A 24596-nucleotide genomic window follows, 5' to 3' on the forward strand; every position below is an offset into this window, starting at 1 on the left:
GGGGAAGGGGGGGGGGGGGGGGGGGGGGGGAGGGGGGGGGGGGGAGGGGCGGGGGGGGGGGGTGGGGGGGGGGGGGGGGGGGGGGGGGGGTTCCCCCCCCCCCCCCCCCCCCCCCCCCCGCCCGGCTACTGCTCCTGCCGCCCGGCCGCCGTGACCGCTTCGGCGGCCTGGACGGCCCACGGGAGTTCGACCGAGACGGTCTTGCCGCCCTCGCGCGTGGGGCGGACCCTGAGCCTGCCGCCGCATTCCGCGGTCAGCCAGCGGATGATGACCAGCCCGCGGCCGTTGTCCTGCTGGACCGCCGCGGGCAGCCGCTTGGGGAACCGCGGGTGGCTGTCCGTGACACCGATGTGCACCCGTTCGTCACGGACCAGGACGACGTCCACGGTGAACGTGGGCGACTGCCCGAACGTGTGCTGCACCGCGTTGGTGGCGAGTTCGGAGACGATCAGCCGGACGGTGTCGCACAGTTCCGCGTCCGCCGGCATGCCCCATTCCTCCAGCGTGCCCACCACATGGGCACGGGCGGCCGAGACCGAGGCGGGATCGCTCGGCAGAGTGACGGATGCTTCCAGATGGTCTGCCATGGCGACGTCGTCCCTTTCCCACGGGACCGCAGTCCGACACGGAGCGGATGGTTCGAGTACGGTCCCGCACTGGTGCTTCGCCGCCAGACTGCCATCCCCGCACGGCGCAGAACGGCGATCCACCAAGATGTGCATATATCTGTCGCTCAAAACGGTGAACTCTGCGACGGGAGACCGTATCCGGGCGACTCGGAAGGAGTAAGGAGAATTCCATGCAGCACGGTCCCGCGGTGCGCCGCCGGAAACTGGGCGCCGAACTGCGCGCGCTGCGCACCTCGGCGGGACTCACCAGCGGTGAGGCGGCCCGCCTCGCGGGCTGGCACCAGTCGAAGGTGAGCCGGATCGAGACGGGCACGAGCGGGGTGAAACCGGCCGACGTGCGGTTACTGCTCGACGTCTACGGCGTGGCCGATCCGCAGTTGCGGGAGTTGCTGCTGATGCTGTCGGGCTCCGGTGACGGCGACGGACGGCACCACTGGTGGCACGCCTACCGAGGCGTACTGCCGCCGACCTACCGGGACTTCATCAGCCTGGAGTCGCAGGCGAGCGCGATGCGCACCCTGGAGACCACGGTGATCCCGGGGCTGCTGCAGACGCCGGAGTACGCGCGCGCCGTGACGGAGGCGGCCCTGGAGGACACGTCGGAGGAGCGCCTGGACGCGCTGGTGGAGGTGCGGCTGGCCCGGCAGGACGTGCTGCGGGCGACACCGCCGCTGGAGCTGAGCGCGGTCCTGGACGAGGCGGTGCTGCGCCGGGAGGTCGGCGGCCCCGGCGTGATGGCCCGTCAGCTCGACCGGCTGGTCGAGGCGGCCCGGCTGCCCCAAGTGCGGTTGCAGGTCCTGCCGTTCAGCGCCGGCGCACACATCGGAGTGACCGGTCCTTTCGTAATCTTTTCATTTTCGCGCACTTCTGATCTGGACGTGGTTGTTCTCGACCACTTGACGAGTAGCCTCCACTTGGAGCGGAAAGAAGACCTCCGGGTGTACTCGGAGGCCTTCGACGCCCTCTCGACCCACGCCCTTTCACCCGAGGACTCGTTGGATTTCATCGCCGGCACAGCCGCCGGCGCGTAAGGAGGCACGATGCCCGTACCGCCTCGGACCATCCCTTCCGGCCTCGCACTGCGCGATGTGAGGTGGCTGCGCAGCAGCTACAGCACGGGTGCGAACAACTGCGTGGAGACGGCCCGGCCGGCCGCCGGCCCCCTCGCCGGACTGCTCGCCGTGCGCGACTCCAAGGCCCCGGACGGGCCGGCGCTGCTCTTCTCCCCCGCCAGCTGGACGGAGTTCGTGACCGCGGTCGGCTGACGACCCGACCGGTCAGCCCGTCATCGGGCGACGCACGGCCGTGTCCCGCCGACTCATGGCCGCGTCTCGCCGATCACCCGTACAGCGCGTTCGATCTCCGCCCCGGACAGGTCCGCGCGGGCGGTCAGTCTGAGCCGTGAGACGCCGTCGGGCACGGAAGGAGGACGGAAGCAGCCCACGGACAGGCCGGCCGCCCGGCAGTCGGCCGCCCATCGCACGGCCTGCTCCGGGGAAGGGGCGCGCACGGAGACGACCGCGGCGTCCGGACGCACCGCCTCCAGACCCGCGGCCGTCAGCCGGGAGTGCAGTTCCCGCGCCACCTCGCCCGCCCGTGCCGCGCGCCCCGGCTCACGGCGCAGCAGCCGCAGGGCCGCCAGGGCCGCCCCCGCCGCGGCGGGGGCGAGTCCCGTGTCGAAGATGAACGTCCGGGCCGCGTTGACCAGGTGTTCGATCACCCGGGCCGGGCCGAGCACCGCTCCGCCCTGGCTGCCGAGCGACTTGGACAGCGTCACCGTCACGACGACGTCGTCGGCGCCCGCCAGCCCCGCCGCGTGCGGGGCCCCGCGCCCGCCGTCGCCGAGCACCCCGAGACCGTGCGCGTCGTCGAGCACCAGACCCGCGCCGTGCTCCCGGCACGCCTCGGCGAGCCCGGTGAGCGGGGCGGCGTCGCCGTCCACCGAGAACACCGTGTCGGACACCGCGACCGCGGGCCCGTCGTGCCCGTCCAGCGCCTTGCGCACGGCGTCGGGATCGGAGTGCGCCGCGACCTGCGTCGTACCGCGGGCGAGCCGGCAGCCGTCGATCAGCGAGGCGTGGTTGCCCGCGTCGGAGACGATCCTGGAGCCGTGCGGGGCCAGCGCGGTGACGGCGGCGAGGTTGGCCGCGTAGCCGGAGGAGAAGACCAGGGCCGCCTCGAAGCCGCAGAAGGCGGCCAGTTCGCGTTCCAGTTCGGTGTGGAGTCCGGTGGTGCCGGTGACCAGCCGGGAGCCGGTCGACCCGCCGCCCCAGGTCCGCGCGGCCCGCGCGGCGCCCTCGGTGACCTCCGGATGCCGGGCCAGGCCCAGGTAGTCGTTGCTCGCCAGATCGAGCAGCGGCGTGTCGGCGGCCCGGGGACGCAGGGTGCGCACGAGTCCGGCCCGGCGGCGCAGTTCCGCCTGCTCGTCGATCCAGCCGAACACCATGGGTCCTCCGGGGTTTTTGTAGGCAGTGCACAGACACTAGCGGGAGGACGGACGGACCACTGTGTGGCAATACCCACACCTCGAAGTGCCTCTGTTGTACGAACTCTCCTTGGCCCGGGCGGGTCGGGTAGGACAGGATCGGCTCTCATGAACCTGCTGAACACGCTGGTGGACAAGGGGCTTCGGCGTGAGACGCCGACCCGCGAGGAAGCTCTGGCCGTGCTGGCCACCTCCGACGACGACCTGCTCGACGTGGTGGCCGCGGCCGGGAAGGTGCGGCGGCACTGGTTCGGCCGACGGGTGAAACTCAACTATCTCGTCAACCTCAAGTCCGGCCTGTGCCCGGAGGACTGCTCCTACTGTTCCCAGCGGCTCGGCTCCAAGGCCGACATCCTGAAGTACACCTGGCTCAAGCCGGACCAGGCGTCGCAGGCGGCCGCCGCCGGTCTCGCGGGCGGCGCCAAACGGGTGTGCCTGGTGGCCAGCGGCCGGGGTCCGACCGACCGTGACGTGGACCGGGTCTCCGACACCATCAAGGCCATCAAGGAGCAGAACGAGGGCGTCGAGGTGTGCGCCTGTCTCGGTCTGCTCTCCGACGGCCAGGCGGAGCGGCTGCGCGAGGCGGGCGCGGACGCCTACAACCACAACCTCAACACCTCCGAGTCGACGTACGGGGACATCACGACCACCCACACGTACGCCGACCGGGTGGACACGGTGCGAAAGGCGCACGCCGCCGGTCTGTCGGCCTGCTCGGGTCTGATCGCCGGCATGGGCGAGAGCGACGAGGACCTGGTCGACGTGGTCTTCTCGCTGCGGGAACTGGACCCGGACTCGGTGCCGGTCAACTTCCTGATCCCGATGGAGGGCACGCCGCTCGCCAAGGAGTGGCACCTCACCCCGCAGCGGTGTCTGCGCATCCTGGCGATGACGCGGTTCGTCTGCCCGGACGTCGAGGTGCGGATCGCCGGCGGCCGTGAGGTGCACCTGCGCACGATGCAGCCGCTCGCGCTGCACCTGGCCAACTCGATCTTCCTCGGCGACTACCTCACCAGTGAGGGCCAGGCCGGCAAGGCGGACCTGGAGATGATCGCGGACGCCGGGTTCGAGGTGGAGGGCACCGGCGAGGTGACGTTGCCCGAGCACCGCGCGGGGGGCGGCTGCGGCTCCCACGAGGGCGGCGGCGCGTGCGCTCCGGCGACCGCGGGCTCCTGTGGGAGCGCGTCCGAGGAGCCCCGTACGGACCTGGTCGCCGTGCGCCGCCGGGGAGCCGGAACGGATCTCGCGCCCAATGCCTGAGCGGTCCGTCGCCGAGCTGCTGGAGCTCGACCGGCGGCATGTCTGGCACCCGTACGGGCCCGTGCCGGGCCGTCAGGAACCGCTCGTCGTGGAGTCGGCGAGCGGGGTGCGGCTGAGACTCGCCGACGGCTCGGGCGAACTGGTCGACGGGATGTCGTCCTGGTGGTCGGCGATCCACGGCTACAACCACCCGGTGCTCAACGAGGCCGCGCGCGGGCAGTTGGAGCGGATGAGCCATGTGATGTTCGGCGGGCTCACCCACGAGCCCGCCGTGCGGCTGGCGAAGCTCCTTGTCGACATGTCGCCGGACGGTCTGGAGCATGTGTTCCTCGCCGACTCCGGGTCGGTGTCGGTCGAGGTCGCGGTGAAGATGTGCCTGCAGTACTGGCGTTCGCTGGGCCGGCCGGAGAAGCGGCGGCTGCTGACCTGGCGGGGCGGCTACCACGGTGACACCTGGCAGCCGATGTCGGTGTGCGACCCGGAGGGCGGGATGCACGAGCTGTGGTCCGGGGTGCTGCCGCGCCAGGTCTTCGCGGACGCGCCGCCGGCCGGGTACGAGGAGGAGTACGCCGAGCACCTGCGGTCGACGGTCGAGCGGCACGCCGGCGAGCTGGCCGCGGTGATCGTGGAGCCGGTGGTGCAGGGCGCGGGCGGGATGCGGTTCCACTCCCCCGCGTATCTGCGGGTGCTGCGCGAGGCGTGCGACGCGCACGGCGTGCTGCTGGTGTTCGACGAGATCGCGACCGGTTTCGGGCGCACGGGCGCCCTGTTCGCGGCGGAGCACGCGGCGGTGACGCCGGATGTGATGTGTGTGGGCAAGGCGCTGACCGGCGGTTACCTGACCATGGCGGCGACGCTGTGCACCGCGCGGGTGGCCGAGGGCATCTCGCGCGGTGAGGTGCCGGTGCTGGCACACGGTCCGACGTTCATGGGCAACCCGCTGGCGGCGGCCGTGGCCTGCGCCTCCGTCGAGCTGCTGCTCGGCCAGGACTGGCGCGCGGAGGTCGAGCGGATCGAGGCGGGGCTGCGGGAGGGGCTGGCGCCGGCGGCCGGTCTGTCCGGGGTGCGGGACGTGCGGGTGCTCGGTGCCATCGGGGTGGTCCAGCTCGATCACGCCGTCGACATGCGGGCGGCCACGGAGGCCGCCGTGCGCGAGGGCGTGTGGCTGCGGCCGTTCCGCGATCTGATCTACACCATGCCGCCGTACGTCACGGGTGACGCGGACGTGGCGCGGATCGCCCGCGCGGTGTGCGCGGCGGCGAAGGAGGGATGACATGCCGGTGATGGTGATCACGGGCACGGGCACCGAGGTCGGCAAGACGGTGGTGACGGCCGCCCTCGCCGCGACGGCGCTGGCGGCCGGCCGGTCGGTGGCGGTGCTGAAGGCGGCGCAGACGGGTGTACTTCCGGCGGAGGCCGGGGACGCCGAGGAGGTCGCGCGGCTCGCCGGTGCGGTGACGACGGCCGAACTGGCCCGGTACCCGGACCCGCTGGCGCCGGCCACGGCGGCCCGCCGGGCCGGCCGGGCGCCGGTGCATCCGCACGACGTCGCGGAGCGGGCCGCCAAGCTGGCCACGGAGCACGATCTGGTGCTGGTGGAGGGCGCGGGCGGGCTGCTCGTACGGTTCGACGCGGCCGGCGGGACGCTGGCGGACGCGGCGGCGCTGCTGGCCGCGCCGGTGCTGGTGGTGGCGTCGGCCGGGCTCGGCACCCTGAACGTGACGGAGCTGACGGCCCGCGAGCTGCGCGGGCGGGGGCTGGACCTGGCGGGTGTGGTGATCGGCAGCTGGCCCGCCGAGCCGGACCTGGCCTCACGGTGCAACCTGCTGGACCTGCCGGACGTGACCGGTGCCCCGCTGCTGGGCGCCGTACCGGCCGGGGCGGGCGCGCTGGACCCCGCCGGGTTCCGGGCCTCGGCACCGCACTGGCTGGCGCCCCGGCTCGAGGGGACCTGGGACGCGGAGACGTTCCGGGTGCGCGAGGCGCCCTGACGGCGAGCGGGGGTGTGGATCGCCGGTTCGGGGGAGAATCGCCGTAGGCCCGTTCCGGGGGAGGTCCTCATGCAGCTACGGTCCGGCCGGTCCACGAAGGTGCGGCGGGATGCCGTGCACCATCCGGTGTTCGCGCGGTGCTACGCCCGGGTCAGCGTCGCCGCCGAGACCCGCGCGGGGATGGCCCAGGTGCGGCGCGGACTGCTCGGCGGGCTGTCCGGCCGGGTGATCGAGGTCGGCGCGGGCAACGGTCTGAACTTCGCGCACTATCCGGGCACCGTCTCGGAGATCGTCGCCATCGAACCGGAGCGGGAGCTGCGGGCGCTGGCCGTGGAGGCCGCCCTGCGCGCCCAGGTGCCGGTGGATGTGGCGCCGGGCGCGGCGGAGGCGCTGCCGGTCAAGAGCGAGGCGTTCGACGCGGCGGTGCTCTCGCTGGTGCTGTGCAGCGTCCGGGACGTGCCGCGGGCGCTCGCGGAGCTGCGGCGGGTGCTGCGGCCGGGCGGCGAGGTGCGGTTCTTCGAGCACGGCCAGGGCGGCGGCCGGGTCATGCGCCTCACCCAGCGGGCGCTGGACCGCACGGTGTGGCCGCCGCTGGCCGGCGGCTGCCATGTGGCGCGGGACCCGGTCGGCGCGCTGCGTCGGGCGGGGTTCGAGCTCGGCCCCTACCGGCGGATGCTGATGCCGGACAAGGGGCCGGCGCTGCCCACCTCGTACTGCGTCATGGGCACCGCGTGGCGGCCTGTGGGCGACGCGGCGGCCGACGGGAGCTGATCACTCGCACCAGCGGCGCAGTTCGGCGGCGATGTCGTCCACGGTCGCCTCGCCGTCCTTGACCAGGCGGGCCAGATCGCGCACCTGTTCCGGCGAGGTGACGACCTTCAGACCGCTGGCGACGAGATAGGCGTACGCGACGGCGGAGGCGAACAGGGCGTTGGAGCGCTCCAGCGCGGGGATGTGGATCAGCATCTGGAGGAGCGAGGCGGCGCGGGCGTGCGGGCTGTCGTAGACGGGGACGTCGAATATCTCGGCCTCGTGGCGTGCGACGGCGGCGACGAGGGCGCCCCAGTCGGTGACCTGGGGGTCCCCCGGGGTCTGCCGCTCGGCGAGCATGAGCAGCCACGCGAGGTCGATGCGCAGGTCGTTCAACGGCTCAGCGGCGACCTTCGCGCGTGCCTTCGCGCTCCTTGCCGAATTCTTCGGCGAAGACGCTCTCGTACTGCTTCATGAAGTCGGCGGCGGCCTCGACGAAGGCGCGGCCCGCCTCGCCGGTGTCCTGCCGGACCAGTTCCTCGATGTAGCGGTTGACGCTCATCCCGCGCGCCAGGGCACGTTCCCGTGCCGCGCGGGCGGTGCCCTCGTCCACGCGCACGTTCAGCTGGGTCTTCGCCATGTCTCGAAGCTAGCGCCGGGGTGCTAGCGGCGGCAAGTGCCGCGGCGGGGCCGGGGAACGCGAAGAACGTGTGCCCCTTACATCGGCATCGGGGACCTGCACCCACGGGGGATACCGGCTGTGGGCCGGGTCACACTACCCTCGGCGCGACGAGCACGACCTGACGTCCACTCGGAGGAGGCGGCCTTGTCCACACCTGCTGCGGAGCACGCCCCGGGCCTCGCGTCGGCCGACGGGATCGCGGCCCGCGCCCGCGGTCTGACCAAGGCGTACGGCTCGGGCGAGACGACCGTGCTCGCCCTGGACTCGGTGGACGTGGACATCGTGCGCGGACGGTTCACCGCGGTCATGGGGCCGTCGGGGTCCGGGAAATCCACGCTCATGCACTGTCTGGCGGGACTCGACACCGTTTCCGCCGGACAGGTGTGGCTGGGAGACACCGAGATAACGGGTCTGAAGGACCGTGAGCTGACCCGGCTGCGGCGGGACCGGATCGGGTTCATGTTCCAGTCGTTCAACCTCATCCCGACGCTGAACGCGCGGGAGAACATCACCCTGCCCATGGACATCGCGGGCCAGAAGGCCGACGAGAAGTGGCTGGACCAGGTCATCGACACGCTCGGCCTGCGCGACCGGCTCAAGCACCGGCCCGCGCAACTGTCGGGCGGCCAGCAGCAGCGCGTGGCCTGCGCACGGGCGCTCGCCTCCCGCCCCGAGCTGATCTTCGCGGACGAGCCGACCGGCAACCTCGACTCCCGCGCGGGGCTCGAAGTGCTCGGCTTCCTGCGCGAGGCCGTGGACGCGCTCGGACAGACCGTCGTGATGGTCACGCACGACCCGGGCGCCGCCGCCCACTCCGACCTGGTGCTCTTCCTCGCGGACGGCCGGATCGTGGACGAGATGCGCCGGCCCACGGCGGAGTCGGTGCTGGAGCGGATGAAGCGCTTCGACGTGCTCCGCGCCCCCGCGGACACCGCCGGCGGCCCGGACGAGCCGACTCCCGGGAAGGACTGACGCCGTGCTGAGGGCGACGCTGCGGAGCTTCCTCGCGCACAAGGGCCGGCTGCTGCTGTCCGCGCTGGCCGTCGTCCTGTCCGTGGCGTTCGTCGCGGGCAGCCTGATCTTCTCCGACACGGTCTCCCGTACCTTCGACCGGCTGTTCGCCTCCACCTCCGCCGATGTGACCGTGGCGCCCCCGGAGGACCTGGAGTCGTCGGTGCCCACGGGGGCCGTCCGGACGGTCCCGGCCTCGCTCGCCCAGGAGCTGTCCCGCGTCGACGGCGTCGAGTCGGCGCGCCCGGACGTCGAGGTCGACAACGTCACGGTCGTCGACGGCGACAACGAGTCGGTGGGGCCGACCACGGGGGCGCCGACCCTCGCGGTGGACTGGTACGTCAGTGAGCGCAGTGTGGTGGAGCTGACCTCCGGCCGCGCCCCGCGCGGCGACGGCGAGGCGGTGCTGGACGCGGACACGGCCGACGTCAAGGACGTCGGGATCGGGGACACGCTGTCCGTGCAGGCGCAGCCGGGCACGTTCCGCGTGGAGGTCGTCGGGATCGCCACGTTCACCACCACGAACCCCGGCGCGGCGCTGGTCTTCCTCGATCCCGAGGTGGCGGCCACCAGGCTGCTGGGCTCGGCGGACCGGGCCACGAGCGTCTCCCTCGACGCGGCGCCGGGCGTGACCGACGCGGAGCTGAAGCGCCGGGTCACCGCGGCGCTCGGCGACGGCGGCTACGAGGTGAGGACGGCGGACGAGCTGGCCGAGACGGCCGCCGACGAACTCGGCGGGTTCCTCGACGTGATCAAGTACGTGATGCTCGGCTTCGCCGGGATCGCGGTCCTCGTGGGTGTCTTCCTGATCGTCAACACCTTCTCGATGCTGATCGCCCAGCGGACCCGTGAACTGGGCCTGCTGCGGGCGCTGGGCGCCGACCGCAGGCAGGTGCGCCGGTCGGTGCTGACCGAGGCGGTGCTGCTCGGCCTGGTCGGCTCCACGCTGGGTCTGGCGGCCGGCATCGGGCTCGCCTTCGGGCTGATCCGGCTCATGGGCGTGTTCGGAATGAACCTGAAGACCACGGAGATGGTCGTCGGCTGGGCCACGCCCGTCACGGCGTACGTCGTCGGCGTGGGCGTCACCTTCGTCGCGGCGTATCTCCCGGCCCGCCGCGCGGCGGGCGTGTCGCCGATGGCCGCGCTGGCCGACGCGGAGACCGCCGGGGTGGGACGGCCGCTGCGGACCCGCGCGGTGGTGGGTTCCGTGATCGGCGCGCTCGGCGCGGCCGCGCTGGTGGGCTGCGTGCTCGCCGGTGAGACCTCCTCGGCGGCCTCGCTGCTGGGACTCGGTGTCGTCCTCACCCTGGTCGCGACCGTCATCGCCGGTCCGCTGCTGGTGCGGCCGGTGATCCGGGTGCTGGGCGGGGCCTTCCCCGCGCTGTTCGGCCCGGTCGGCCGGATGAGCCAGCGCAACGCCCTGCGCAATCCCCGCCGTACCGGCGCGACCGCCGCCGCGCTGATGGTGGGGCTCGCCCTGGTCGGCGGGATGTCGGTGGCCAGCGCCTCGATGTCCCGGTCCTTCGACGAGCAGATCGACCGGACGCTGGGCGCCGACTTCGTGCTGCAGAACGCCAACTTCATGCCGTTCCCCCAGGAGGTCACCGACCGGGTGCGGGACACGGAGGGCGTGGGGCTGGTCGTGCGCCAGCGGTTCGCGCCGGTGGCGGTACGGCTGCCGGACGGGGAGCGGGTCGAGACCACCGCCGCCGGGTACGACGACCGGGCGGACGAGGTCGCGCGCGTGACGTACGCGAGCGGTGACACGGCGGCCGCGCTGGCGGACGGCAACATCGCCATGGACGCGGACTTCGCCGAGGAGCACGGCGTCCGCACGGGCAGCGCGCTCCCGGTCGAGTTCCCCGGCGGCCGGAGCACCGAGCTGACCGTGGCCGCCCTCACCGACATGGAGGGCGGTGAGGGCTTCGGGATGCGGGGCGGGCTGGTCTTCGGCATCGCGACGGTCGAGGAGTACGTGCCCGGCGGGCAGGACTCCGCGCTGTACGTCAACGCGGCCGCCGGGACGGGCGTGGACGAGCTGCGCGACCGGCTGGAGACGACGCTGGAGCCGTATCCGCAGGTGCAGGCCCGTGACCAGGCCGACTACAAGGAGCTGGTGCACGACCAGATCGCCGTCCTGCTGTACCTCGTGTACGCCCTGCTGGGGCTGGCGATCGTCATCGCGGTGCTGGGCGTGGTCAACACCCTGGCGCTGTCGGTGGTGGAGCGCACGCGCGAGATCGGTCTGCTGCGGGCGATCGGCCTGGCCCGGCGGCAGCTGCGGCGGATGATCCGGCTGGAGTCGGTGGTGATCGCGGTCTTCGGCGCGGTGCTGGGGCTGGGGCTGGGGCTGGTGTGGGGCCTGTGCGTCCAGCAGGTCCTGGCCCTCCAGGGCATGACCGCCCTCGCCGTCCCCTGGGGCACCATCGTGGCGGTCGTCATCGGCTCGGCGGTGGTGGGCATCGCGGCGGCCCTCCTGCCGGCCCTGCGGGCGTCCCGGATGAACGTACTGGAGGCCATCGCGCACGAGTAGCTCCGCGGGCGCGGGCGCGAGTACGGGGCCTGCCTGCTCCACGGCCGGCGGCCCGGTGAGCCGCACCGCCGTAGCTGCGGGCAGTCGTGCCTCCCCCAGTGCCTCAAGGGCCTGGGAGGTGCCCCCAGGGCGATGGGGGTCCCTCCCGCTCGAGCGAAGCCGAGAGTGGGGGAGGCCACCCGGCAGGCGCCGGCGAGCGGAACCCACCCCCGCCCAGCAGGCACCGGGGGTCAGCGGAGCGGGGGATGTCCCGCAGCCCGGCGTCGACGGGGTGCCGTCCGCGCCCACCCGTGCCGCCCTGCGGCACGACTGCCCGCGGGGACGCGGGAACGCGGGAACGGGAACGCGGGAACGGGAACGCGGGAACGGGAACGCGGGAACGGGAACGCGGGAACGGGAACGCGGGAACGGGAACGCGGGAACGGGAACGGTGCCCGGCGAACCGCCGGTGGAGGAACCCGCGGCGTGCCGTTCGCGCGGGGGCGCGGGAGCCCGTCGGGTCAGGGGCGGCGGCCGACCGGCCGCCAGCGCCGGTACGACGGCGACGGGGACGCCCCAGCAGGTCGTGCAGGGCCGGAGCGCCCGGGGACCGGTGCACGGAGCCGTCGTCGGACCCGCGCGACGAGACGTGGCCGGGTGGTCCGGATCGTGGAATGTCGTGTCGTGCGGGAGCACACGTGCTGTGATCACCGCATGACCGAGCTGCGCATACGGGCCGCGACGCCCGAGGATCTCGACACCGTGCTGGCCTTCTGGAAGGTGGCCGCCGAGGGCACGAGCATCAGTGACGACCGGGACGGCGTGGAGCGACTGGTCGCCCGCGACCCCGGGGCGCTGATCCTCGCGGAGAGCGGCGGTGAGCTGGCCGGCACGGTGATCGCGGGCTTCGACGGCTGGCGGTGCCATCTCTACCGGCTGGCGGTGCACCCGGACCGCCGCCGTCGGGGCATCGCCTCCGCGCTGCTGACCGCCGCGGAGGAGCGGTTCGTACGGCTCGGCGGGCGCCGCGCGGACGCGATGGTGCTCGAGAGCAACGAGACCGCCCACCATGCATGGGACGCCGCCGGGTACGCGCGGGAGGAACGCTGGCGGCGCTGGGTGAAGCCCCTCACCGGGTGATCCACGGCCCGACGGCGCACCTTTGCCGATCCTTTACCCTTGTGGGGCCACCCGGTCCTCCATGAAAGGTTGTGTGCGTCCGCCCATGGGCGAGCCTCCCGATCCACGACATCGCGCATCTGTTCCCGTCCTGTCCGACCATGGGACAGAGGTGACCCGATGACCGAAGTGCTCCTCCTCCTGGTGGCGATCCTGCTCTCGCTCGCCTGCGGCGCCTTCGTCGCTGCCGAGTTCTCCCTCACCACGGTCGAGCGGGCCGAGCTGGAGCGGGCCGTCGAGCGCGGCGAGCGGGGGGCCGCGGGCGCCCTCAAGGCCGTACGGAACCTGACCTTCCAGCTCTCCGGCGCGCAACTCGGCATCACGGTCACCAACCTGGTGGTCGGCATGCTGGCCGAACCGTCGATCGCCGCGCTGATCGCGGGCCCGCTGGAGAGCGTCGGCGTCTCCGCTTCGGTGGCGAGCTCCCTCGCCCTGGTGATCGGCACGGCCCTGTCGACGGTGTTCCTGATGGTGGTCGGCGAGCTGGTGCCCAAGAACTGGGCGATCTCCTCGCCGCTGGCCGTCGCCAGACGGGTGGGCAACGCGCAGCGCTGGTTCAGCGCCGCCTTCCGCCCGTTCATCACGCATCTGAACAACACGGCCAACCGCATCGTGCGCCGCATCGGCGTGGAGCCCGCCGAGGAGCTGGAGTCCGCGCGCGGGCCGCAGGAGCTCGCGGCGCTCGCCCGGCACTCCGCCCGGGAGGGCGCCCTGGAGCCGGACACCGCCGAGCTCTTCGTCCGCACGCTGAACCTCGCCGACCTCACCGCCGAGAACGTGATGACACCGCGCGTCCAGGTCGTCGCACTGGAGGTGCACGCCACGTGTGAGGACGTGGCCAACGTGACCCGGGCGACCGGGCTGTCCCGGTTCCCCGTCTACCGCGACACCCTCGACGCGGTCGTCGGCACCGCGCACGTCAAGGACGTCCTGGCACTGCCCGCGGAGCGCCGCGCCCGGGTGCCCGTGTCGGAGCTGATGCGCGAGCCGCTGCTGGTCCCCGGATCGCTCACCGTCGACCGTCTCCTCGACCGGCTCTCCGGGCGGCGCACCATGGCCGTGGTGATCGACGAGTACGGCGGCACGGCGGGCGTGGCCACGCTGGAGGACATCGTCGAGGAGGTCGTCGGCGATGTCCGCGACGAGCACGACCCGCACGAGACCCCCGACCTGGACCGGGTCGGCACCGACGAGAGCGGGCGCGCCCTGTTCTCGGCCGACGGCTTCGCGCGGGTGGACCAGCTCGCCCGGGTCGGCCTGCGCGCGCCGGAGGGGCCGTACGAGACCCTCGCCGGGCTCGTGGCGGCCGAGCTGGGCCGGATACCGGCCGCCGGCGACACCTTCGAGGTCGCCGGCTGGCGCCTGGACGTGGTGGACGCCACCGGCCGCCGCGCGGCACGCGTCCTGCTGCACGCGCCCCCGGACGACCGGCACGCGACGGAACAGCGGACGACGCAGCGGCGGACGGCCGGGACCACGGATGACAGGGGGGCACGGCGATGACCGTCGTACAGCTGCTGATCGGTCTGGCGACGCTGGTCGTCAACGCCTTCTTCGTCGGCGCCGAGTTCGCGCTGATCTCGGTCCGCCGCAGCCAGATCGAGCCGTACGCCGACAAGGGCGACCGGCGCGCGAAGAGCGTGCTGTGGGGTCTGGAGCACGTGTCCGCGCTGATGGCGGCCGCGCAGCTCGGCATCACGCTGTGCACGCTGGTCCTCGGCGTCGTCGCCGAGCCGGCCATCGCGCATCTGCTGGAACCGGTGTTCCACGCGGTGGGTGTCCCGGAGGGCGCGGGGCACGCGGTGTCGTTCGTGATCGCGCTGGCGCTCGCGACGTATCTGCACATGCTGCTCGGCGAGATGGTGCCGAAGAACATCGCGCTCGCCGAGCCGGTGCGCAGCGCCCTGGCGCTGGGTCCGCCGCTGGTGGCGCTGTCCCGCGCGCTGCGCCCGGTGATCTTCACGATCAACGCGTTCGCCAACACGCTGCTGAAGCTGATGCGGGTCGAGACACGGGACGAGGTCGCCGCGTCCTTCTCGGACGCCGAGCTGGCCCAGATCGTGAAGGACTCCGGCGAGGCGGGTCTCATCGACGACCGCGCGCTGGAACGGCTGCACGACGCGCTGGAGCTGGGCCGGCGGCCCGTGCGGGACGTGGTGATGCCGCTGGAGGACGTGGTCTACGCGAGCGTGGGGGTCACCCCGGAGGAGCTGGAGCGGCTGTCGGCGGAGTCCGGGTTCTCCCGCTTCCCGGTGGTGGACGGGCAGCGGCGCATCGTCGGCTACCTGCATGTGAAGGACGCCCTCGACGCCTCGCCGCGGGACCTGCCGTTCCGGCTGGGCGACATGCGGCCCATCGCGCGGGTGCGGGAGAGCACGCCGATGGACGACGTCCTCACCGCCATGCGGAGCAGCCGTACGCATCTGGCGGCCGTCCTCGGGACCGACGGGCGACTGGCCGGTCTTGTGACCATGGAGAACGTGCTGCAGGAGCTGTTCGGGCAGCGGACCTGAGCGCGGGGAAGGGCGACCGACCGACGGGTATGTGCCACGGGATACCATCTGTGTCGCCATGCAGACTGATCCCACTCCCCCCTACAGCAGCCTCGTCGCCCTCGGCGACTCCTTCACCGAGGGCATGTCGGACCTCCTCCCCGACGGCACCTACCGGGGCTGGGCCGACCTCCTCGCCGCGCGGATGGCGGCCACCGGTCCCGGTTTCCGGTACGCCAACCTCGCGGTGCGCGGCAAGCTGATCCAGCAGATCGTCGACGAGCAGGTCGAGGTCGCCGCCGCCATGCGGGCCGACGTCGTCACCCTGGTCGGCGGGCTCAACGACACCCTGCGGCCCAAGTGCGACATGGGGAGGGTGCGGGATCTGCTGACGGAGGCCGTGGAACGGCTGGCACCGCACTGCGGGCAGCTGGTGCTGATGCGCAGCCCCGGCCGCCAGGGGCCGGTCCTGGAGCGCTTCCGCCCGCGCATGGAGGCGCTGTTCGAGTGCGTCGACGAGCTCGCCGGGAAGCACGGCGCGCTGGTCGTCGACCTGTACGGGGCTCCGTCGCTCGCCGACCCCCGGCTGTGGGACGTGGACCGGCTGCACCTGACCGCGGACGGGCACCGCAGGGTCGCGGAGGCGGTCTGGCAGACGCTGGGCCACGCACCGGAGGACCCCGAGTGGCATCTGCCCCCGGAGGCGACGCTGCCGCCGCGCTGGGTGGCCCGGCGGGTCGCGGACGCCCGGTTCGCGCGGCAGCACCTGCTGCCGTGGATCGGCCGCCGCCTCACCGGCCGTTCCTCGGGCGACGGACTGCCGCCGAAGCGGCCCGAGCTGCTGCCGTACGAGGGCCTGTAGCGCCGTCTTGTGCTTTCCTCCAGGTCACCCGGTGGCGCCGGCCTGCAGGAATCGCCAGTAGACTCCCTGTACGTGACTGCTGCGCCCGCCAAGCCCCGTATCCCGAACGTCCTCGCCGGACGCTACGCCTCCGCCGAGCTCGCCACGCTCTGGTCCCCCGAACAGAAGGTGAGGCTGGAGCGGCAGCTCTGGCTCGCCGTGCTGCGGGCCCAGAAGGACCTCGGGATCGACGTGCCCGACACGGCGATCGCCGACTACGAGCGTGTCCTCGACACCGTCGACCTGGCCTCGATCGCCGAGCGCGAGAAGGTCACCCGGCACGACGTGAAGGCGCGGATCGAGGAGTTCAACGACCTCGCCGGGCACGAGCACGTGCACAAGGGGATGACCTCCCGCGACCTCACCGAGAACGTCGAGCAGCTCCAGATCCGGCTCTCGCTGGAGCTGATCCGCGACCGCGCGGTCGCCGTGGCGGCACGGCTGGGCAAGCTGGCCGGTGAGTACGGCGAGCTGGTCATGGCCGGCCGTTCGCACAACGTGGCCGCGCAGGCCACCACCCTCGGCAAGCGGTTCGCCACCGCCACCGACGAACTGCTCGTCGCCTACGGCCGGGTGGAGGAGCTGCTGGGCCGCTACCCGCTGCGCGGCATCAAGGGCCCGGTCGGCACCGCGCAGGACATGCTGGACCTGCTCGGCGGCGACACGGGCAAGCTCGCGGAGCTGGAGCGGCGGATCGCCGGGCACCTGGGCTTCTCGCAGGCGTTCACGAGCGTCGGCCAGGTCTACCCGCGCTCGCTGGACTACGAGGTCGTCACCGCGCTGGTGCAGCTCGCCGCCGCGCCGTCGTCGCTGGCGAAGACGATCCGGCTGATGGCCGGGCACGAGCTGGTCACCGAGGGCTTCAAGCCGGGCCAGGTCGGCTCGTCCGCGATGCCGCACAAGATGAACACCCGCTCCTGCGAGCGCGTCAACGGCCTGATGGTGATCCTGCGCGGCTACGCCTCGATGACCGGCGAGCTGGCCGGCGACCAGTGGAACGAGGGCGACGTGTCCTGCTCGGTGGTGCGCCGGGTCGCGCTGCCGGACGCGTTCTTCGCGCTGGACGGGCTGCTGGAGACGTTCCTGACGGTGCTCGACGAGTTCGGTGCCTTCCCGGCGGTCGTGGCCCGCGAGCTGGACCGCTACCTGCCGTTCCTCGCCACCACCAAGGTGCTGATGGGCGCCGTGCGCGCGGGCGTCGGCCGCGAGGTCGCGCACGAGGCGATCAAGGAGAACGCCGTCGCCACCGCCCTCGCCATGCGGGAGCGGGGCGCCGAGCGCAACGACCTCCTCGACAAGCTCGCCGCCGACGAGCGGCTGCCGCTCGACCGCGCGGAGCTTCAGGCGCTGATGGCGGACAAGCTGTCCTTCACCGGCGCCGCGGGCGACCAGGTCGCCACCGTGGTCGGCCGCGTCGACGAGATCGTCAAGCAGCACCCGGAGGCCGCCGGATACACCCCGGGAGCGATCCTCTGACGCGCTTCACCCAGGAGGAACTGGAGGCCGCCCGCGACCGTCTCGTACCGGACGTGGTCGCGGACGGCCTGCGCGTGCTGTTCTGCGGCATCAACCCCGGTCTGATGACGGCCGCGACCGGCCACCACTTCGCCCGCCCCGGCAACCGCTTCTGGCCGGCGCTGCACCGCTCCGGTTTCACGCCGCGGCTGCTGCTGCCGTCCGAGCAGCGGGAGCTGCTGTCGTACGGGCTCGGGATCACCAACGTGGTGGCGCGGGCGACCGCGCGGGCCGACGAGCTGAGCGCCGAGGAGTACCGGGAGGGCGGGCGGCTGCTCGCCCTGAAGGTGGCCCGGCTGCGGCCGCGGTGGCTGGCCGTGGTGGGGGTCACCGCGTACCGCGCGGCGTTCGACGACCGGAAGGCGCGGGTCGGGCCGCAGGAGCGGACCATCGGCGACACCCGTGTGTGGGTGCTGCCCAATCCGAGCGGGCTGAACGCGCACTGGACGCCGACGACGCTGGCGGAGGAGTTCGGCCGGCTGCGGGAGGCCGCGGCCGAGCGGTGACGGCCGGTGGTCAGCGCGGGGGTGTCTCCGTGACCACCGCCAGCAGCTGGACCGCGTCGTCCGGGTCCCGGTCGGCGACCGCGACGGCGACCCAGCGGCCGGTGCCCTGCACCTCCCACACCCGGGCCACTTCGGCGCGGGCGCCGAGCCAGGCCCACGGCTCGGGTGTCTCCTCCCGCCCGGTGCGCGGGTTCCAGGGGCCGGTGTCCCCCCAGCGGGAGGCCAGCACCTCGTACACGGCGTCGTGGTCCTTCTCGAACCGGTCCACCGTGGCCGCCCGTCGCGCGGGATCCCCGTCCGGGCCGTCATCGGTCTCCAGTACGGCGACATGGTGGCCCGGTCCCCCGAAGCCGGCGTCCGACGGGCCGTGCTCCGCCGGGAAGGGGCGGAAGCACAGCTCGTCGATGAGGGCGATGTGCCGGGCGATGTTCACGGGTCCAGTAAACCCGTCCGCACGGCCGGGCGGCGGGGCGGCGGCCGACTTCCGGTCAGGCGTCCCGGCGGCGCAGGCTCCACGCCCCGGCCGCCAGCGCGGCGGCCGTCCACAGCGCGGTGACCGCCAGTCCCGACCAGGGGCCCAGTGTTCCGTCGTGGGTCTCGTACAGGACCACCTGTCCGGCCCGGTCGGGCATGAACTCGACGACGGTGCCGGCCGCGTCGCCGATCACGAAGGACACGACGAGGATGAAGGGGATCAGCACGGACAGCGTGGCCACTCCGCTGCGCAGCAGGGTCGCGAGGCCCGCGGCGAACAGGGTCATCAGCGTGAGGTAGACGGCGCAGCCCACGACGCCCCGGATCTGCTCGGCCGGGGTGAGGCCGCTCGCCGCCCCGCCGAGCCCCGCCCGCGCCACGAGGAGAGCGGCCAGGGCGGTCAGCAGGCTCACGGCCAGCGTGGGAACGGCGATCGCCGTGGCCTTCGCGGCGAACCAGCGTCCGCGCCGCGGGACCGCGGCCAGCGAGAGCCGCAGGGCGCCGTTGTGGTACTCCGCCGATACGGCCATGGCGCCGAAGGAGATGGCGGCGATCTGCCCCGGTGCGACACCGGACAGGGCCATGAACAGCGGGTCGAACTCGGGGTCCGACGTGTTCGAGACCCCGGCGATCGCGGAGAACGCCGTGGTCGCGGCGAACAGCGCGAACAGGGCCCCGGGGAGCGAGCGGACGGTGCGGATCTTCAGCCACTCGGCGTGGAGCACGGGTGCGAACTGCACGGTCAGGCCTCCTGGGGCTGTGCGGCGAACTCGGTCTCGGCGGCGGTCAGGTCCAGATAGGCCTGTTCCAGCGTGCCCTCGTCCGCGGTGAGTTCGAGGATCGGCACCCCGGCGGCGGAGGCGAGGCGTCCGATGTCGTCCACGCGCGCGTCCGGCACGCTCCAGTGGCCGTCCGGGTGTTCCACGGCGTCGTGACCGTGCCCGGCGAGGACGCTCTTGAGGGTGATGGGGTCGGAGGTGCGGACGCGGACGGCGGGACGCACGCGCGCGTCGATGAACTCCCGCATCGGGGTGTCGGCCAGCAACCGGCCCCGTCCGAGGACGACGAGGTGGTCGGCGAAGGAGGCGGTCTCGTTCATCAGATGGCTGGAGACCAGGACGGTCCGCCCCTCGTCCGCGAGCCGGCGCAGCAGGGTGCGGATCCACACGATGCCTTCGGGGTCGAGGCCGTTGGACGGTTCGTCGAGCATGATCACCTCCGGGTCGCCGAGCAGCGCGGCGGCGATGCCCAGCCGCTGGCGCATGCCCAGGGAGTAGGTCCGCGCCCGGCGGCGCCCCGCGGAGCCCAGGCCGGTCTCCTCCAGCACCTCGTCGACCCGGCGGTCCGGGATGCGGTGGCTCGCCGCCAGGACGCGCAGATGGTCGCGGCCGGTGCGGGAGCCGTGCGCGGCCTGCGCGTCGAGCAGGGCGCCGACCTGGCGCAGGGGTTCCGTGAGGGTGGCGTAGGCGCGGCCGCCGACGGTGGCGGAGCCGGACGTGGGGTGGTCGAGGCCGAGCACCAGGCGCATGGTGGTGGACTTGCCGGCGCCGTTGGGGCCGAGGAAGCCGGTGACGCGGCCGGGCAGGACGCGGAAGGTGAGGTGGTCCACGGCCCGCCGGGCGCCGTACTCCTTGGTGAGGTCCTGGACGTCGATGCTGGTCATGGCAGCAGCGTGACGGCTCGTACGGGGGCGGGGCCTCCCCCGCCGGTGGAGATCGTCTCCCCCGTGCGGGGGAGGTCCGTTGTCGGTGGCGGCTGGCACGATGACGGCATGATCCGCTTGCTGCGCCCGTTCGGCCGGACGGTGACGTACACACGATTGCTGCATCTGTTCATCGCGATCGTGTGGCCGTCGATGTGGCTGTTCCTCGAGGAGGCGTGGTGGACCTGGGTGGTGGCGGCCGTGGCGCTCCTGCCCGTCGGGCTGGTGCCCGCGATGCGCACCGTGGAGGGATTGCAGGCCAGGCTGCTGCTGACCGGTCAGCGGCACGACAGCGACAGCGCCGGCATCGTCGTCGCGCCGTCCGCCTCCTGGAGCGACCGGGGCAGGCTCGTCGTATGGCTTCAGGCGCGACTGCTGATCGGCTGCGCGACCTCCGTGTTCACCGCGAACCTGCTCATGGCCGTGGTGGACCTGGTGGCGGCGGCGTTCGGCGGGGACACGGCCTCCGGCGAGTCGTTCCTCCTCGAAGGCCACAGTTGGTGGCACGTCCTCCTGCTGGCCCCGGTGTCGGTGACCCTGGCGGCGACCGTGGTCGGCTCGGGCCTGCTGATCACGGCGCTGGCCCGCCGTCTGCTCGGCCCCTCCCCCGCCGAGCGGCTGGCCGCCATGGAGGAACGCACCGAGCAGCTCCTGGAGCGCACCCGTATCGCCCGGGAGCTCCACGACTCCATCGGCCACGCCCTGACCGTGGCCGTCGTGCAGGCGGGCGCCGCCCGCGCGGCCGGTGATCCCGCCTTCACCGAGCGGGCGCTGGACGCCATCGAGGAGACCGGCCGGGCCGCGCTGGAGGACCTGGAGCGGGTCCTCGGCGTCCTGCGCGAGTCCGGGAGGCCGGTCAGCGGCCGGCCTGCCCTCACGGACGCCGACCGGCTGCTGGAGTCCGCGCGGGCTTCCGGCGCCGAGGTCGACGTCGCCATGACCGGGCCCCTGGACACCGTGCCCGGGCCGGTCTCCCGCGAGGGGTACCGCATCCTCCAGGAGGCCCTGACCAATGTGCTGCGGCACGCGGGTGCCGTCCCCGTGCGGGTCCGTATCGCGGTCGACGACGGCTCGCTCGGCCTGGAGGTCCGCAATCCGCTCACCGGGGCGGTACCCGAACCCGGCCGGGGCAGCGGTCTGCGCGGCATACGCGAGCGCGCGGCTCTGCTGGGCGGACGGGCGCACACCGGTCCCGACCGGGGTGACTGGCGGGTGCGGGTGGAGCTGCCGTTGCGCTGATCTACGCTGGCCGCATGCCGGTCACCGTTCTCCTCGTCGACGACGAGCCCCTCGTACGCGCGGGTCTGCGGGCCGTGTTGGAGGCGCAGCCGGACATCGAGGTCGTCGGGGAGGCGGCCGACGGCGCGGCGGTCATTCCCCTCGTACGGCAACTACGGCCGGACGTGGTCGCCATGGACGTACGCATGCCGCTGCTGGACGGGATCGAGGCCACGCGCGCGCTGCTGCGGACGGTCGACGCGCCGCCGAAGATCCTCGTCGTGACGACGTTCGAGAACGACGAGTACGTGTACGGGGCACTGCGCGCGGGAGCCGACGGGTTCCTGCTGAAGCGGGCTCGGCCGGCGGAGATCGTGCACGCGGTGCGGCTGGTCGCCGAGGGCGAGTCGCTGCTGTTCCCCGCCTCGGTGCGCCGGCTCGCGGCCGAGTACGCCGACGGCGACGGCAACCGCGCGGCGCGCGACGTGCTGGAGCGGGCGCGGCTGACCGACCGTGAGGGGGAGGTGCTGCGGCTGATGGCGCGGGGCCTGACCAACGCGGAGATCGCCGCGCGGCTGGTGGTGGGGACGGAGACCGTGAAGTCCCATGTGAGCGCCGTGCTGGCGAAGCTGGGGGCGCGCGACCGGACCCAGGCGGTGATCGCGGCCTACGAGTCGGGCTTCGTGGCGCCGGGCTGAACCCGCGTCCCCGGGGGCGGCCGTGCCCGGAGGTCGCCGGGGTCGGCGGCGCCGAGTACGATCCGCCCAACACGCGCACGAGCTGGGAGGACGGACGGTGGGTCGGCTGACCGGCGGGGACCCCTCGCTGCTGCGAAGGATCAACTCCGCGGTGGTGCTGCACGCGTTGCGGGCGACGGACTGCGCGACGCTGACCGAGGTGACCCGGGTGACGGGGCTGTCCCGGCCGACCGTCGAAGGCGTCGTGGAGGGGCTCATCGAGGCGGGTCTCGTGGTGGAGACGGCGGCCGAGGAGGGCGCCGCGCGGCGGCAGGGGCGGCCGGCGCGGCGGTTCCGGTTCCGGGCGGAGGCCGGGCATCTGCTCGGCCTGGAGATCGGCGTGCACCGGGTGGCCGCGCTGCTGGCCGATCTGGACGGCAAGGTGATCGGCGCGCAGTCGAGGGACGTCGACGAGACGGTCGACGCCGACGAGCGGCTGGAGCGGCTGCGCACCGCCATCGCGGAGCTGCTGCGGCGGGCCGGCGTCCCGCGCGGCTCGCTGCGTGCCGTGGGCGTGGGCACGCCGGGGATCGTGGAGGCGGACGGCACGGTGCGGCTGGGCACGGCGCTGCCCGGCTGGACGGGCCTCGGCCTCGGCGAACGGCTGAGCCGGTCCTTCAAGTGTCCGGTGCTGGTGGAGAACGACGCCAACGCGGCGGTCGTCGCCGAGCACTGGAAGGGCGCCGCCCGGGGGACCGACGACGTGGTGTTCGTGCTGGCCGGGCTGAGCCCGGGCGCCGGGTCGCTGATCGGCGGGCGGCTGCACCGGGGGTACGGCGGGGCGGCCGGGGAGATCGGGGCACTGCATCTGCTGGGCCGGGAGGCGACCCCCGAAACCTTGCTGTCCACCACGGACGAGCCGCTGCACCCGCTCGACGAGCAGGCGGTCGCCGAGGTCTTCGCCCAGGCCCGTGAGGGCGACCAGCGGGCGCTGGCGGCCATGGACCGGTTCATCCGCCGGCTCGTCCACGACGTGGCGGCGCTGGTGCTGGCCCTCGACCCGGAGCTGGTCGTGATCGGCGGCTGGGCGGCCGGCCTGGACGGCGTCCTGGAGCCGCTGCGCCGCGAACTGGCCCGCTACTGCCTGCGCCCGCCGAAGGTCACCCTGTCCCACCTCGGCGAGGCGGCGGTCGCCACGGGTGCGGTACGCCTGGCCCTCGACCACGTGGAGGAACAACTCTTCGCGGTGGAGGGCACGGTGACGGCCCGCCGGTAACGGGCACGCCGTATCGACGCCCAGCGCCCCGGGGGGCCGGCTCCCCGCGTCCCCGCACTCCCGCGTCCCCGCACTCCCGCGTCCCCGCACTCCCGCATCCCCGCACTCCCGCATCCCCGCACTCCCGCATCCCCGCACTCCCGCGTCCCCGCACTCCCGCGGGCAGTCGTGCCGCAGGGCGGCACGGGTGGGCGCGGACGGCACCCCGTCGATGCCAGGCTGCGGAACACCCCCCGCTCCGCTGACCCCCGGTGCCTGCCGGGCGGGGGTGGGTTCCGCTCGCCGGCGCCTGCCGGGTGCCTCCCCCACTCTCGGCTTCGCTCGAGCGGGAGGTGCCCCCACCGCCCACCCGTGCCGCCCTGGGGGTACCTCCCAGGCCCTTGAGGCACTGGGGGAGGCACGACTGCCCGCAGCGGCGGCGGTGCGGCTGCCCTCAGCTGCGGGTGGCTGCGGCGGCGCCGCGGCACGCGGCTACGGGGGTGGGGTCAGGACGCGCGGCGTTCCGGGCCGTGGTGGATCTCGACGCCGCCGGAGTCGCCGAAGGTCAGGCGGCAGGTGTCCGCGCGGTACGTGGCCACGGAGAGCGCGGCGGTGCGGCCGCGGGCGATGAAGCGGGTGGTGACGACGAGGACGGGCGCGCCGGGCAGGCGGTCCAGTTCGCGCGCGTCGTCCGCGCGGGCGGAGCCGAGCTCCACCGCGTTCTCCTGCCGCTCCAGCTCCAGGCGCTGCAGTTCCCGCAGTACCGCACGCGCGCGTGCGGTACCGGCCGGCGCGTCGATGCCGGACAGGTCCGGTACCGAGTCCGCCGGGATGTAGAGGAGTTCGGCGGCGACGGGCTGGCCGTGGGAGACGCGGGAGCGCCGCACGACGTGCACGGGCTCGTCGCGGCCGGTCACCAGCGTCTCGGCGACGGCGGCGGGCGGCACCTCGGGCGCGCAGTCGAGGGTCTGCCAGGCGTCGTGCGGCCCGCCGGGCCAGGCGTGCTGTGTCGTGCCGACGGACACGCCCATGCGGGGCGGGGCGACCGTCGTGCCCACACCGCGGCGGCGCTGCAGCCTGCCTTCGAGTTCGAGCTGTTCCAGGGCCTGCCGGAGCGTGGCGCGGGCGACGCCGAAGCGGGCGGCGAGGTCGCGCTCGTTGGGCAGGATCTCGCCCACGGAGAACTCCGAGTCCAGCGCCTCACTGAGCACGGTCCTGAGGTGCCAGTACTTCGGTTCCGGCACCGTTTCCAGCTGCGTGGTCCCCACCCTGTCCTCCACGATCGCCGTGTCCGGCCGCGTTTTAGCGCCCTTGTTTATTAAAGGTTGTTTCACTTATCTGCGACGATAAGGCGCCC

25 protein-coding genes are annotated in these 24596 nt (G+C 73.6%); 17 read left to right on the forward strand and 8 right to left on the reverse strand.

All coding sequences use genetic code 11. The features are described 5' to 3' along the window. Positions 1-125 precede the first annotated feature (125 nt). Positions 126-587, reverse strand: coding sequence for an ATP-binding protein (locus tag ACZ62B_RS33665; protein WP_344561853.1), 462 nt, complete (start codon positions 585-587; stop codon positions 126-128). A 212-nt stretch (positions 588-799) separates the two neighbouring features. On the opposite strand from ACZ62B_RS33665, the gene ACZ62B_RS33670 reads away from it, so the two are divergent. Then, entirely contained in the window at positions 800-1660 is an 861-nt protein-coding gene (locus tag ACZ62B_RS33670) for a helix-turn-helix domain-containing protein (protein ID WP_468725408.1), read from the forward strand. A 9-nt stretch (positions 1661-1669) separates the two neighbouring features. Further along, a complete protein-coding gene (locus ACZ62B_RS33675; protein WP_073934671.1) occupies positions 1670-1894 on the forward strand; it encodes a DUF397 domain-containing protein in 225 nt (74 codons plus the stop codon). A 53-nt stretch (positions 1895-1947) separates the two neighbouring features. Here ACZ62B_RS33675 and ACZ62B_RS33680 read toward each other — a convergent pair whose 3' ends face one another. Then, positions 1948-3075, reverse strand: a complete 1128-nt coding sequence (locus ACZ62B_RS33680; RefSeq protein ID WP_344561846.1) for an 8-amino-7-oxononanoate synthase — start codon at positions 3073-3075, stop codon at positions 1948-1950. 147 nt (positions 3076-3222) lie between these two features. Here ACZ62B_RS33680 and bioB point away from each other — a divergent pair, with 147 nt between their 5' ends. The 4 genes from bioB to ACZ62B_RS33700 all read left to right on the forward strand — a co-directional run bounded on the left by bioB (position 3223) and on the right by ACZ62B_RS33700 (position 7136). After that, positions 3223-4374, forward strand: a complete 1152-nt coding sequence (bioB, locus tag ACZ62B_RS33685; RefSeq protein WP_344561844.1) for a biotin synthase BioB — start codon at positions 3223-3225, stop codon at positions 4372-4374. Next, complete coding sequence (locus tag ACZ62B_RS33690; RefSeq protein ID WP_344561842.1) at positions 4367-5647, forward strand: adenosylmethionine--8-amino-7-oxononanoate transaminase; 1281 nt, start codon at positions 4367-4369, stop codon at positions 5645-5647. Before bioB ends, ACZ62B_RS33690 begins: the two co-directional genes overlap by 8 nt. A gap of 1 nt (position 5648) precedes the next feature. Then, entirely contained in the window at positions 5649-6365 is a 717-nt protein-coding gene (gene bioD / locus ACZ62B_RS33695) for a dethiobiotin synthase (protein WP_344561840.1), read from the forward strand. A 69-nt stretch (positions 6366-6434) separates the two neighbouring features. After that, complete coding sequence (locus tag ACZ62B_RS33700; protein WP_469693241.1) at positions 6435-7136, forward strand: class I SAM-dependent methyltransferase; 702 nt, start codon at positions 6435-6437, stop codon at positions 7134-7136. Here the strand turns inward: ACZ62B_RS33700 and ACZ62B_RS33705 are convergent, their stop codons facing one another. Both ACZ62B_RS33705 and ACZ62B_RS33710 read right to left on the reverse strand, forming a co-directional pair. Next, positions 7137-7511 (reverse strand): fic family toxin-antitoxin system, toxin component, encoded by a 375-nt coding sequence (locus ACZ62B_RS33705; protein ID WP_344561836.1) that lies wholly within the window; start codon positions 7509-7511, stop codon positions 7137-7139. A 4-nt stretch (positions 7512-7515) separates the two neighbouring features. Beyond that, positions 7516-7755 carry a toxin-antitoxin system HicB family antitoxin gene (locus ACZ62B_RS33710; RefSeq protein ID WP_344561835.1) on the reverse strand — a complete coding sequence of 80 codons (240 nt, stop codon included), beginning with the start codon at positions 7753-7755 and terminating at the stop codon, positions 7516-7518. A 186-nt stretch (positions 7756-7941) separates the two neighbouring features. Between ACZ62B_RS33710 and ACZ62B_RS33715 the strand changes: the two genes are divergently transcribed. The 8 genes from ACZ62B_RS33715 (at position 7942) to mug (ending at position 17913) form a co-directional block, all read left to right on the forward strand. After that, complete coding sequence (locus ACZ62B_RS33715) at positions 7942-8769, forward strand: ABC transporter ATP-binding protein (protein WP_344561834.1); 828 nt, start codon at positions 7942-7944, stop codon at positions 8767-8769. A gap of 4 nt (positions 8770-8773) precedes the next feature. After that, positions 8774-11341 (forward strand): FtsX-like permease family protein, encoded by a 2568-nt coding sequence (locus tag ACZ62B_RS33720; RefSeq protein ID WP_469693243.1) that lies wholly within the window; start codon positions 8774-8776, stop codon positions 11339-11341. A 693-nt stretch (positions 11342-12034) separates the two neighbouring features. Continuing rightward, on the forward strand, positions 12035-12460 hold the full coding sequence (locus ACZ62B_RS33725; RefSeq protein WP_344561831.1) for a GNAT family N-acetyltransferase: 426 nt from the start codon (positions 12035-12037) through the stop codon (positions 12458-12460). Between the two features lie 159 nt (positions 12461-12619). Beyond that, positions 12620-14002: a hemolysin family protein gene (locus ACZ62B_RS33730; protein ID WP_469693245.1), complete on the forward strand. Its 1383-nt coding sequence runs from the start codon at positions 12620-12622 to the stop codon at positions 14000-14002. After that, positions 13999-15012 (forward strand): hemolysin family protein, encoded by a 1014-nt coding sequence (locus tag ACZ62B_RS33735; protein ID WP_469693246.1) that lies wholly within the window; start codon positions 13999-14001, stop codon positions 15010-15012. Before ACZ62B_RS33730 ends, ACZ62B_RS33735 begins: the two co-directional genes overlap by 4 nt. A 58-nt stretch (positions 15013-15070) precedes the next feature. Further along, positions 15071-15853 (forward strand): SGNH/GDSL hydrolase family protein, encoded by a 783-nt coding sequence (locus ACZ62B_RS33740; protein WP_468725395.1) that lies wholly within the window; start codon positions 15071-15073, stop codon positions 15851-15853. 72 nt (positions 15854-15925) lie between these two features. After that, the gene (gene purB, locus ACZ62B_RS33745) at positions 15926-17368 is read left to right on the forward strand and encodes an adenylosuccinate lyase (protein ID WP_468725393.1); all 1443 of its coding nucleotides are present in this window, start codon (positions 15926-15928) and stop codon (positions 17366-17368) included. Then, a complete protein-coding gene (gene mug, locus ACZ62B_RS33750; protein WP_469693299.1) occupies positions 17365-17913 on the forward strand; it encodes a G/U mismatch-specific DNA glycosylase in 549 nt (182 codons plus the stop codon). The genes purB and mug overlap by 4 nt, the downstream gene beginning before the upstream one ends. Before the next feature lie 10 nt (positions 17914-17923). On the opposite strand, the gene ACZ62B_RS33755 is transcribed toward mug, so the two are convergent. From ACZ62B_RS33755 to ACZ62B_RS33765, 3 genes are read right to left on the reverse strand one after another with little or no spacing between them, the layout of a single operon-like run. After that, complete coding sequence (locus ACZ62B_RS33755) at positions 17924-18346, reverse strand: hypothetical protein (RefSeq protein ID WP_468883303.1); 423 nt, start codon at positions 18344-18346, stop codon at positions 17924-17926. Between the two features lie 55 nt (positions 18347-18401). Then, the gene (locus ACZ62B_RS33760) at positions 18402-19127 is read right to left on the reverse strand and encodes an ABC transporter permease (RefSeq protein WP_344561821.1); all 726 of its coding nucleotides are present in this window, start codon (positions 19125-19127) and stop codon (positions 18402-18404) included. A gap of 2 nt (positions 19128-19129) precedes the next feature. Next, complete coding sequence (locus ACZ62B_RS33765) at positions 19130-20050, reverse strand: ABC transporter ATP-binding protein (RefSeq protein ID WP_344561819.1); 921 nt, start codon at positions 20048-20050, stop codon at positions 19130-19132. Positions 20051-20158: 108 nt separating this feature from the next. Here ACZ62B_RS33765 and ACZ62B_RS33770 point away from each other — a divergent pair, with 108 nt between their 5' ends. From ACZ62B_RS33770 to ACZ62B_RS33780, 3 genes are all read left to right on the forward strand, one after another. After that, positions 20159-21328, forward strand: a complete 1170-nt coding sequence (locus ACZ62B_RS33770) for a sensor histidine kinase (RefSeq protein ID WP_344561817.1) — start codon at positions 20159-20161, stop codon at positions 21326-21328. Between the two features lie 14 nt (positions 21329-21342). Beyond that, on the forward strand, positions 21343-22005 hold the full coding sequence (locus ACZ62B_RS33775) for a response regulator transcription factor (RefSeq protein ID WP_073934654.1): 663 nt from the start codon (positions 21343-21345) through the stop codon (positions 22003-22005). Between the two features lie 97 nt (positions 22006-22102). Then, the gene (locus tag ACZ62B_RS33780) at positions 22103-23260 is read left to right on the forward strand and encodes an ROK family transcriptional regulator (protein ID WP_073934653.1); all 1158 of its coding nucleotides are present in this window, start codon (positions 22103-22105) and stop codon (positions 23258-23260) included. 485 nt (positions 23261-23745) lie between these two features. Here ACZ62B_RS33780 and ACZ62B_RS33785 read toward each other — a convergent pair whose 3' ends face one another. After that, positions 23746-24507: a GntR family transcriptional regulator gene (locus ACZ62B_RS33785; RefSeq protein WP_344561814.1), complete on the reverse strand. Its 762-nt coding sequence runs from the start codon at positions 24505-24507 to the stop codon at positions 23746-23748. Positions 24508-24596: the final 89 nt, after the last annotated feature.

Source organism: Streptomyces sp. NPDC053426, from assembly GCF_055585405.1.

Bases quoted from the DNA above. Each gene is read 5' to 3' on its own strand.
- ACZ62B_RS33740 (WP_468725395.1), top strand. From the start codon at position 15,071: ATGCAGACTGATCCCACTCCCCCCTACAGCAGCCTCGTCGCCCTCGGC.
- ACZ62B_RS33675 (WP_073934671.1), top strand. From the start codon at position 1,670: ATGCCCGTACCGCCTCGGACCATCCCTTCCGGCCTCGCACTGCGCGAT.
- ACZ62B_RS33770 (WP_344561817.1), top strand. From the start codon at position 20,159: ATGATCCGCTTGCTGCGCCCGTTCGGCCGGACGGTGACGTACACACGA.
- ACZ62B_RS33690 (WP_344561842.1), top strand. From the start codon at position 4,367: ATGCCTGAGCGGTCCGTCGCCGAGCTGCTGGAGCTCGACCGGCGGCAT.
- ACZ62B_RS33665 (WP_344561853.1), bottom strand. From the start codon at position 587: ATGGCAGACCATCTGGAAGCATCCGTCACTCTGCCGAGCGATCCCGCC.
- ACZ62B_RS33670 (WP_468725408.1), top strand. From the start codon at position 800: ATGCAGCACGGTCCCGCGGTGCGCCGCCGGAAACTGGGCGCCGAACTG.
- ACZ62B_RS33775 (WP_073934654.1), top strand. From the start codon at position 21,343: ATGCCGGTCACCGTTCTCCTCGTCGACGACGAGCCCCTCGTACGCGCG.
- ACZ62B_RS33765 (WP_344561819.1), bottom strand. From the start codon at position 20,050: ATGACCAGCATCGACGTCCAGGACCTCACCAAGGAGTACGGCGCCCGG.
- ACZ62B_RS33710 (WP_344561835.1), bottom strand. From the start codon at position 7,755: ATGGCGAAGACCCAGCTGAACGTGCGCGTGGACGAGGGCACCGCCCGC.
- ACZ62B_RS33680 (WP_344561846.1), bottom strand. From the start codon at position 3,075: ATGGTGTTCGGCTGGATCGACGAGCAGGCGGAACTGCGCCGCCGGGCC.
- ACZ62B_RS33730 (WP_469693245.1), top strand. From the start codon at position 12,620: ATGACCGAAGTGCTCCTCCTCCTGGTGGCGATCCTGCTCTCGCTCGCC.
- ACZ62B_RS33700 (WP_469693241.1), top strand. From the start codon at position 6,435: ATGCAGCTACGGTCCGGCCGGTCCACGAAGGTGCGGCGGGATGCCGTG.
- ACZ62B_RS33735 (WP_469693246.1), top strand. From the start codon at position 13,999: ATGACCGTCGTACAGCTGCTGATCGGTCTGGCGACGCTGGTCGTCAAC.
- bioD (WP_344561840.1), top strand. From the start codon at position 5,649: ATGCCGGTGATGGTGATCACGGGCACGGGCACCGAGGTCGGCAAGACG.
- bioB (WP_344561844.1), top strand. From the start codon at position 3,223: ATGAACCTGCTGAACACGCTGGTGGACAAGGGGCTTCGGCGTGAGACG.
- ACZ62B_RS33725 (WP_344561831.1), top strand. From the start codon at position 12,035: ATGACCGAGCTGCGCATACGGGCCGCGACGCCCGAGGATCTCGACACC.